Raw genomic sequence first — 3,524 nt, 5'->3', positions numbered from 1 at the left:
CCTTTTAAAATCTAAAAGCTGAACAATCAGCTTTTTTGTTTTCGATTTGTTTAAGTCAGAACATGTATGATGGAGCTCTAAGGGTAAAAAGAGATTTTCCGTAGGTTGATGAAGTGATTCTGTAGCCAAACGGTACGAGGGATTGAAATAGTCTAAGATATTTTTTAGCTCTGACCTTTACGATTAGCAAGTGAAGAGCAGTTTAACATCTAAAAACAGAAATGAAAGATAGCGACCTTGGGAAGTGTCAGGGAGGAATGAGAAAGTTAGCATTTAAGTAGGGGAGTACGGCAAACTAAGCTAACTACATAATAAAAGATAAACGGAATGACTATAGGGTAGAAGTAGGGAAATTACAGATGGATATGTTATAATGAGAAAAGGAAAAATGAGGAGAGGATCATGCAAGAGCAAGCTATTTATGGCAAATACGGTGACTATTTGCCCAAAATACTAGAAGATATCAGTCAGCGTATCAAAGCTGAAAATAAAAAAATAAAGCAGGAAACGGGACATAAGCTGTTTGAGCATTTTAATGCTCGTGTCAAGGATGAGGCCAGCATGCTGGAAAAATGTAATCGTAAGAATCTGCCACTGACTCCTGAGTCTGCTCTCAAGAAAATTCGCGATGCGATTGGAATTCGGATTGTTTGTGGATTTATTGACGATATTTATCAGACGATTGACATCATTCGGGGGTTGGAGGGCTGTAAGATTATCCTTGAGAAGGACTACATCCTGTCGGCCAAACCAAATGGTTACCGCTCCTATCATTTGATTTTAGAAGTGGAAACGCCCTACGAAGACTGTTTGGGCAATCAGCCTGGCTCTTATTTTGTGGAAGTCCAGCTGCGGACCATTGCCATGGATTCTTGGGCTAGTCTGGAGCATCAGATGAAATACAAGCATGAAATTAAGGATACCAAGCGGATTGTCCGAGAGCTGAAACGCTGTGCGGATGAGCTGGCTTCCTGTGATGTGACTATGCAGACCATCCGCAATCTGATCCGAGAAAGTGAGTAGAAAAGATGAAAATTTTGTTAGCAGAAGATGAGGAGCAGCTCTCCCGTGTTTTACAAACAGCCATGATTCACGAAGGTTACGAGGTGGATGCGGCTTTTGATGGACAAAAAGCTGTTGACTTAGCTTTGGAAAATGCCTATGATCTGATGATTTTAGATATTATGATGCCGAAGAAAACGGGTCTGGAAGCCCTAAGAGAAATTCGTCAGTCAGGAAATACTAGTCATGTCATCATGCTGACGGCTATGTCAGAAATTGACGACAAGGTCACAGGTCTGGATGCGGGTGCGGACGATTATCTGACCAAGCCTTTCTCCCTCAAGGAATTGTTAGCCCGTCTGCGCTCCATGTCCCGTCGTTTGGAGGCTTTCACTCCCAATCTGTTGCAGGTTGGTCGGACTAGTCTGGATGTCAGTGAGCATGAATTAGCCAGCTCAAATTCCATCCGTCTGGCTAGTAAGGAATCCAAAATGATGGAGTTTTTGATGCTAAATAGTGGCAAAAAGCTGACAACAAAAGAAATTTTCCAGCATGTCTGGAAGGGTGAGCAAAGCGAGGACTTGGATGAAGGCTTTGTCTGGATCTATATCTCCTATCTCCGCCAAAAGCTCAAGGCCATCAATGCAGACCTGACTATTTTAGGTGAGGAAAATGGTAGTTTTTGTTTAGTGCCAGTGGAAGGAGAGAAGCATGTTTCGGAAACTTAGAGTTCGCTTTATCCTCATAGCATCAGTAGCTGTCACAGGCATCCTCTTTTTTCTGGTTGGGGCTCTTAACTCAGTCCGATTTCTTCAAACGACTGGAGAAATCCAAGCAGTATTGAATATCTTGTCAGATAATCAGGGTGAGTTTCCCAGTGTTCAGGCTACGGCTCAGGCTTTGGATAATGACCGCATTTCGATTGATACCATTTATCAGTACCGTTACTTTAGCGCTGTATTTAATGAAGATGGAACGGTCTATTCCTCAAATCTGAACAATATTTCTAACCTTTCTCAGGAACAGGCCTTGAAATCTGCCAAATCAGTCGTCAAACAGCACCGAAAAAATGGGATTTTTACTATTGGTGGTCAGTATTACTCTTATCAAGTGACGCGGGATGCAAAGACCAAGCGCTACTTGGCTGTTGTACTGGACTCGACCAAATATCTTGAGGACCGCAATGACTTTCTGTGGGTTTCCATTCGTTCGGCTCTTTATAGCGTCATTTTCTTTATTGTCGTCATTTCCGTTGTGTCTAGTTGGGCCATTCGTCCTTATGTCAGGAATTATGAGAAGCAGAAGCGTTTTATCACCAATGCTGGTCATGAATTGAAAACGCCTCTGGCGATCATTTCGGCTAATACAGAGTTGCAGGAATTGATGACGGGAGAAAATGAGTGGACGGAAAGCACCAAGGATCAGGTCAATCGCCTCAGTAATCTAATCAACCAAATGGTCAGTCTGGCTCGTTTGGAGGAGCAACCAGATATAGCTTTGGTAGATGTGGACTTTTCCAGCCTTGTCCAAAAGGTAGCTCAAGATTTCAAATCTGTAGCTGAAAAAGCTGGGAAGGACTATCAAATCAGGGTTCAGGATGATATCCATGTCAAGGCAAGTCAGGATGAACTCTATGAATTAATCAGCATTTTGATTGACAATGCCTGCAAATATTGCGATGAGGACGGCCAGATTTTTGTGACCTTGACCAAGGCCAAGCGTAGAAAACGGGCACGTTTGATTGTTTCCAATAGCTATGCTGATGGGAAAAATGTCGACTATAGTCGCTTTTTTGACCGTTTTTACCGCGAAGATGAATCCCATAATCATAAGCAGGCAGGCTACGGAATTGGCCTCTCCATGGCCGAAAGTCTGGTCAATCTTTTTAAAGGAAAAATAGCAGTCAGCTATAAAAAAGGCTTCATCAGCTTTACAGTCCTGATTTAGCAGTTAAAATTAGCTTACAGAAGGTCAGCTTGTATCGTCTTTCGATTGTATCCCCTCGTTTTAAACTCAGAAAATACTGGGATACTCTTTTGCTTTTTAAAGATAAGACTCGGGGTAAAAATAGTTCTAAGAATGTTTTACCCTCTTGGTTGATTTGACACAAATTTCAACAGTCTTCTCGTCTATTGCAGCATCTTAAAAGTAAACAGAAAGTGGCGAAGAAGATAGAAACCGCTCTTCTATGTGAATTAGAAGAGCGGTTTTATTAAAGGCTTTAGCCAGTTGAGGAGGCGAAGTCTCCGAAACAAAAAACCACCCGCTATGCGGGTGCGAGATAAAAGTTAAACAATTGAAAAATCATCCTTTCTTGATAAAATAAGAGTAGTTCAAGCTCTAAAATAAAGAAAGGATGATTTTTTATTATGGCAAATAAACATAATAGTTTATCGCATACAAAGTGGTTGAGTCTGGGACAATAGTCCCTTTGCTATAAAAAAAGCAACGGATTTGCCGTTGCTTTTTGCATGGTTGCGATAGTCTTGCTAAAATAGAATTGCTCAATAAAACATTTAGAG

At 41.5% G+C, this 3,524-nt stretch carries 3 protein-coding genes; all 3 read left to right on the top strand.

Annotation, left to right across the window (positions count from 1 at the left end):
- The first annotated feature begins 402 nt into the window (after nt 1–402).
- The 3 genes from STRDD04_RS02795 to STRDD04_RS02785 are packed head-to-tail and all read left to right on the top strand — an operon-like array spanning nt 403 to nt 2,949.
- A complete protein-coding gene (locus tag STRDD04_RS02795) occupies nt 403–1,023 on the top strand; it encodes a GTP pyrophosphokinase (RefSeq protein WP_062199145.1) in 621 nt (206 codons plus the stop codon).
- A 5-nt stretch (nt 1,024–1,028) separates the two neighbouring features.
- Complete coding sequence (locus STRDD04_RS02790) at nt 1,029–1,730, top strand: response regulator transcription factor (protein ID WP_062199143.1); 702 nt, start codon at nt 1,029–1,031, stop codon at nt 1,728–1,730.
- Nucleotides 1,714–2,949, top strand: a complete 1,236-nt coding sequence (locus tag STRDD04_RS02785) for a sensor histidine kinase (protein WP_062199141.1) — start codon at nt 1,714–1,716, stop codon at nt 2,947–2,949. Before STRDD04_RS02790 ends, STRDD04_RS02785 begins: the two co-directional genes overlap by 17 nt.
- Nucleotides 2,950–3,524 lie beyond the last annotated feature (575 nt).

Origin of the sequence: Streptococcus sp. DD04, from assembly GCF_001578725.1 — a bacterium.
Lineage (GTDB): Bacteria > Bacillota > Bacilli > Lactobacillales > Streptococcaceae > Streptococcus > Streptococcus sinensis.
This window is presented reverse-complemented; position numbering and strand designations above follow the sequence as displayed.

Coding starts and splice junctions, on each gene's coding strand:
- STRDD04_RS02795 (WP_062199145.1), top strand. CDS start 403: ATGCAAGAGCAAGCTATTTATGGCAAATACGGTGACTATTTGCCCAAA.
- STRDD04_RS02790 (WP_062199143.1), top strand. CDS start 1,029: ATGAAAATTTTGTTAGCAGAAGATGAGGAGCAGCTCTCCCGTGTTTTA.
- STRDD04_RS02785 (WP_062199141.1), top strand. CDS start 1,714: ATGTTTCGGAAACTTAGAGTTCGCTTTATCCTCATAGCATCAGTAGCT.